This is a genomic window from Portibacter marinus (assembly GCF_021533195.1).
Taxonomy (GTDB): domain Bacteria; phylum Bacteroidota; class Bacteroidia; order Chitinophagales; family Saprospiraceae; genus Portibacter; species Portibacter marinus.
This window is the reverse complement of the sequence record NZ_JAJNKB010000015.1, coordinates 24,458-30,725: the sequence shown is the minus strand read 5'-3', so window position 1 is coordinate 30,725 and position 6,268 is coordinate 24,458. Positions and strand designations below refer to the sequence as shown.

The 6,268-nt window shown below is 32.7% G+C and carries 5 protein-coding genes; all 5 read right to left on the bottom strand.

What is annotated here, in order from left to right:
• Positions 1 to 256 precede the first annotated feature (256 nt).
• Positions 257 to 1,357 (bottom strand): toll/interleukin-1 receptor domain-containing protein, encoded by a 1,101-nt coding sequence (locus L2567_RS20180; protein ID WP_235299669.1) that lies wholly within the window; start codon positions 1,355 to 1,357, stop codon positions 257 to 259.
• Between the two features lie 164 nt (positions 1,358 to 1,521).
• Positions 1,522 to 2,031, bottom strand: coding sequence for a TIR domain-containing protein (locus L2567_RS20175; protein WP_235299668.1), 510 nt, complete (start codon positions 2,029 to 2,031; stop codon positions 1,522 to 1,524).
• A 91-nt stretch (positions 2,032 to 2,122) separates the two neighbouring features.
• Positions 2,123 to 2,416, bottom strand: coding sequence for a TIR domain-containing protein (locus L2567_RS20170; RefSeq protein WP_235299667.1), 294 nt, complete (start codon positions 2,414 to 2,416; stop codon positions 2,123 to 2,125).
• A gap of 8 nt (positions 2,417 to 2,424) precedes the next feature.
• Positions 2,425 to 3,000: a toll/interleukin-1 receptor domain-containing protein gene (locus tag L2567_RS20165; protein WP_235299666.1), complete on the bottom strand. Its 576-nt coding sequence runs from the start codon at positions 2,998 to 3,000 to the stop codon at positions 2,425 to 2,427.
• A complete protein-coding gene (locus L2567_RS20160) occupies positions 2,997 to 6,227 on the bottom strand; it encodes a TIR domain-containing protein (protein ID WP_235299665.1) in 3,231 nt (1,076 codons plus the stop codon). Before L2567_RS20160 ends, L2567_RS20165 begins: the two co-directional genes overlap by 4 nt.
• Positions 6,228 to 6,268 lie beyond the last annotated feature (41 nt).

Here is a 6,268-nt window from a genome sequence, read left to right as displayed (position 1 = left end):
GCTGAGCAATCGTGCTTCGCTCCTTTAAGGCCTCCAATACGACATCTGTCTTGAATTTGCTGGTATACTTTTTTCTACTCATAACAGTAAATTTAATGGTTTGTAATCAAACTATATTCACTGTCTAGTTTTCGGGGGGAACTTCAAACCTCTGACCACTTTATGTCGCCCCTCAGAATTATGTTTGTTGATAGAGTATGTACTAAACCCAACTTAAAATATTATCCCACCGAGATTGAGAAAATATGAGCAGTTACTAATCTGAGGTCGTTAGCCTTAAAACTTCTTCCTTAATTTGATTTACAGCTTTGTTTTTCTGCGCTTCAGTATCATATTCAACATGATAAAGAGCTTGTAATTGTAAAGGTAAGTCACTGTTTGATAGTCCGTGAATTAATAACGTACATATTTTTTTATCCAGAATAAAGGCATGGCCTAGTTCTAGTATTGCATCTGTACTTTCTAAAGATTTTTGTGAAGCTATAAAAACAATCATTTTTGAATTACGTATAGATTGCATCAAACTTTTATGCCACTCTTTACCTATAACAAGCTCTGATTGATCTCGAAATACGCATAGGTTAGTTGCATCTAGCTTTTGCTCAAGTTCTTCTGCAATTCCTTTATTACTTCTGGAGTAACTTATAAAAATATCATACTGTTTGTGACGCGCATTACTTGGTGTGGACTGCCTATGTTTTTTATTTAAAAGCCATAGATTTCTGGCATTCCTAGCATAGTGGAGAGCCCCAATGCAACAAATTGTTCCAACAGTAAATAAAAATGTCAATTGACTAATAAAAGTATGCAAAATGAGTTCCTCCTTAAAAAGTACTAAACATATTATACTAAAAACCAAAATAGAAGTCAAACAAAGTAATAGAATCTGTTTAAATTTTAATCGGAAAAGTACGGTACCAAAAATCATAATAATTATAAGTCCTGTATAGTATTCGGGAGTATTCGTAAAAGCGGTATACATAAGCGCATTAACACCAAATGAACATATAAGCAGTGCCGTAGTGACTAAAGCAAACCCCCTGTTTAAATAGAATTTTGTAAAGGATAAGAAGAATACTACCAAGCACAAAGTTGCAACAGTCAAGCGAATTAGTAACATTGTACAAAGTTCGCAACTACGATGGAGGAGGCATTCCCAAGAAATATCACATTCTTTAATTTCAAGAAGATAACGATCGAGTAGATGAAAGACAAGAAATAAGAAGATTCCTATTAAAATATAGAATCTGTGTTGAATGACATTGTCTGCTAAATACTCTGCAGTAAAGTCATCTTCAAGTTTTTTATCAATGAAAATTCCCTCATATTTCTCTACACTTGAATTTGTGGTAACCATAGCTTTGTAATTTGAAAATTTACATTTAAAGATCGCAAAAATTTAGTATACCCAATCGGTCCTAATTTTTCAGTCCCCATTTTATCAGATAATAATCATCCCAAGTTTAATATATAATTGAATATTGAAGTTCCGCAAAATTTCACACATCTTTCAAAGTGGTTTTAGTATTCACACGTTCTGTTGTACAGATTTCGTTCTCTAGGGTTTACTATCAATTCTTGATAATTATATCTTGAATAATAAGCTTCATCAATTATATTTGAAAGAGATTGATTTGTAGTGGGATATTCGTAAAATTTCGCATAACTGGAATCAATGTTTAATTTAACCCTGCTTGGAAGTTTTTTATAAGAATTCCGTAGTTGAATTGCGACAAGCCCATTTGGATAGCTTGCTGAAGGGTTTCTGAGTGATGCTTGCACTTCCCAATCTACAAACCTTCTTGCCCATGTACATTTTCCTACCAATACTATTGTTACTGTAGAATCCTTGAGATATTGTTCTCTTATCCTTCTCATTACATAGTCTGTGTTTTTTGAATCTACTATATCATCTTCCATTAACAAACCTCTCCGAATAAAACTGCCAGAGAATTTTTGGCAAAATTCATCAACTTCATCCTTATCCCTTCTATGAAAGGATATGAAACATTTGTGTTTTACTTTTTTCATATTTTTAAGTTTTTTCCATTAAGCAAATTTCTTATCGAAGTGATTAAAATTGTGGGGCATCTGGTTATAAAAAAGTTCTCTTCTTCCTAATTCATCCAGAAGAGTGATCTACCTCCATATTCAAATTATCTTTAGGAGCTTTTTTAAATTCATTACGAGAATAAATTAAATTTTCTTCAGTCAATACAAGAATTAACAAGTCTGTATTCTTTGGTTTAGATAAGAGATTTTCAAGGTAGTTTTCATTTTCTATGAAAGTGCCTTGATCCCAAATATCAGCCTGACAAACATCGTTTAAGCCTTTGGCTAAGGCATTTGCTATTGATAAAGCCTCAGAAGAAGAACCTATAAATACTTTTGGCTTTTCGATATTTTTATCACTCATACCAGCTATTAGATTCTTAAAAAATTAATCATCATAGAAACACTGTCAAACTTGATTCCCAGTTCCATATATTCAGGAAGTGGTCGAGTCAAATTGTATTTATATGCAATGGCATTTTTTATTATTAGTCTTTTATCCTTTACTCTGCCATACTCATAAGGTATCCACGTCGATCCAAATGAGTTATCTGTCATTATTGCAACAACGTGTGTGCAATTTAGCAGAGCAATCTCAATAATATTAGCCGTTTGTATTGATGTTATGTTTGTATTTTGTAATTGTGGATCTAAAACATCAAGCCAATAGTAAATTCCAGCGATACGAAGCATCGTAGCAACTCTCCGAGCGATTTGTTCATCTGCTTGTCGATGGGAGATAAACACTCTTTTTCCTACTGCATTTATCAAAGCTCTTTTTTCACTTAGTAAATCATTATATAAGGGTGAATCTACAATAGGGTTTTGTTCTAAATAACTACGTTTCCAGAATTCGTTTCCAATCACTCTATTATCCGAGAGTTCAGAATATCTATTTTCTCCAATCTTAATCACACCATCATTTATATAGCAAGAATAATTACTCATAACTGTTTTAGATCTATAATTTCTCTAATTTTTTGAACCACCTGCTTCCATGCATCTTCCTGATATTGATACTTATTCACAGCCTTTAGCTTTCTAGATTTATCATCAACTGGAAGAAATTGGAAATTACCTAGCTTTATATCTGAAGCGGTTAGATTAGTTTTCTTTTTTACTGGATAAATCCAATTTTCATAATCGGCATTTTTAATGAGTACCGGTATCAAATGCCTTTCGTCGTCACCGATCGTGTTAATTGCTCTCTTTAATTCTACTTCGTGAATGTAATTAGAAGCTATAAACCTCTGCGAAACAAGTAAAATGATGATGTCTGAATCATCCAAATTCTTTTTGATTTCTGAATCCCAGTCCATTCCCGCTTGTATTCTTCCGTCTTGCCAGACTTCAATCTTATTCTCTCTCTCCATACCAACTAAGAACTTTTGAAGCTCTTCCCTAAATTGATAATCATCGTGAGAGTAGGATATAAAAACTTTTAATGGTGGACTAATTTTATCTGCTAAGAAATGTGAAAACTTATATAGCGGAAATGATTTCTTCTTTGACCCTGCTTTTGTGCCAATAACATTATGAATATTATCTCTTGCTGCCTCTTCTATATCACGATATGCTACTTCAAACCCTTCTTCAATACAAACTTTCAAATCACTTGGAATTTTAAAGTGATTTTCGTTCAGCAAATTACCAACATCGGAAGCCTGGTGGTGATAGGCATAAAGTAAATTCTTAAAGATCTCCTCCAATATTGCCTCACTTGTAGTTCCCGCAAAAACATAAATTGTGAGATTCTCAAAATTACATTTGATATGTATCTTATAGCCCTCGTAGTTCAATACAATATCATATCTTCCGTAAAATTTTGATTCTGCTATTCTTCCAAGATTAGTAATTACCCTGTTCATAATGCCTAGAGGCATAAATTCATCAAAGGAGATAGAAAATGCAAAATTTAGATCTAAAATGGAAAGGTTAAAAAGCACATTTTTATCGAAGTTTAAAGGCAGTGATTGAGGAAAAATATATCGAATTTCGTTATCATTGATAGAATCCTCAAAAACCAGCCAATGTTTCTCTAGCACTGCTTTATAATCCCTAAAATGTTTAAGCTCGTATGCTTGCTTTTTATTTAAGCTACCTTTGGCATCTTTAATCTCATTTGAATTTAGAATACTATTAATGTCACTTCTAAATTCTTCCGGATCTACCCAAAGTGTTGTTTCAAGACCTTTTAAATGGGGGTAGTGAATAATTAAGCCCGCATAGATTAATCGATTAATAATTTTTCGATTTTGGTCTTGATTTAATAGTCCCCAATTCCTTGATTTCTTTTTCATCCATCTTCTCCACTCACTTACGGACCATTTATTCTTTTCAGTTCGCATTTCTTCCCAAGCGTTCAAGTAGTCTTTCACAGCTCCAGAAAAGGTGGGAACATCTTCAAATGAGTTATTGTGTGAATATAGAATATACTTTCTTAGCCAATTACATCTTTCTTTATCAATCCTTCTATCTGAAACTAAGCTAACCTTAAAATGCTCAATACCTCCAAATGAAAATTTAGTGATGTATTCGGAAACATTCAGATCAATTTTATTTTCAACACATAAAATATTATCAGTAAAAATCTTAGGATCACTGTCATTGCTTGATTGTTCTAAAATATACTCAACATTCCCTATCCAAAACTTATGATCAAAATTATAGTACGCTTCAGGCCTAGCTTCGTCTGTGTTTAGATTGATTTTATTTTCATCACTATCTGCAGCCCATACGATTATAAATGTGGCATCGTTAGTGAAAAATAATTGATATGTACTGTGATAGAAATCCTGTCCTCCAAAATCGTAGATGATGAATTCAGAATTTTTATTGTCTTTCCAGTAGTGTATTTGTAGTCCCTCTGTACTTTTGAGCTTTTGGCCTACTTTTTGTTTTTTTCTTTCTTTTAAAAAAGAAGTAAGACTCGTTTTGCCAGCATTGCTGTTGCCTAAGAGGACGATTTTATTTGGTAGATAGTAATTCTCTAATTCAGTTTCTTTATCCGCTATAAAATTGTCAAAGTCAGCAATGAAAGTGTTCAGATGATTACTAGTAAATTTGAGGTTATAGTCTTCTTCCTTTATATTTCTTAGATTATAAATGAAAGGATTTTCGTGAATTAGTAAGGTGAATTTATTACTCTTTTTCTTCCTTAATGATGCAATTACTTCTCGATCATTTTTAAGATCTGATTCGGAAATCTTATTATCACTTAAATCAACATATTCAAGCTGGGAATGATTTTCTAATCCAGCAATCGACGAGACCTGATTTCCTGCTAACTCGAGATGGGTGTAGTAAGGAGGCGAAGAAAAATCCAAGTTTGATATATTATTATTCGAGAGTTTGACTTTCTTAAGTTGAGTCTTGGAGAAATTAGGAATTGTAGTAAGACTATTGTTGCTTAAGTCTATAGTGGAAAGGGAAACAAGTTTTGTAATCTCTATGTAATCGCTTAGAAGATTGCGAGACAAATTAAGGTGAAGAAGTCTTAAAGGAAGCTTATCGAAATCCACATTTTTTAGCAAATTATGTTGAAGATCAAGTATTTGAATACTGTTGGGAAGATTAATGTCATTCAATGATTCTAATTGGTTACCATCGAGCGATACCTTAGTAACCATATTGTTAAATGGCAGGTCTAGAGTCTCCAATTTATTATTTGAAAGTAGAAGCTCCCTGAGATTTGGGAAATTTCTTTGGAAGGTTATTTGCTTAAGGTTATTATTGCTCAGATTAAAATACTGTAGAGCGCCAATACCAAAATCCTTTGAAATTTCATGAATGCTATTGTGTGATAAATCTAAATGGATTAGAGTTGGAGGAAGCAATTTAGCTAATTGTTGTACCTCATTGTCAATGGCAAGCTTCATATCAAAACAACCCGCTAATGATAATGTCGTAAGCTTCCTAAAATTTCTTAAACTTGAAGCATTTCTGAGTTCTGGAACTTTGGCGATTGTATTCTTAAAACCAGAACTTATCTTTTTACTAGGTACCCACCTGTTGTCGACTTTTTCGTAGTTGTTTGACAATACAATTTCTTGAAGCCATATCATTTGAAAAAGTTCCTCTGGTATTTCAGTTAATCCACAATTACCCAGATTAAGAATTCCAGTCCTCTCATCTTTCTCTTTTTCAATCCTTGTTTTCCATTCTGGTGCTTGCAATTTAATCTTGTATTTAGTTTGTTTTAAAATTAGTTTAGATT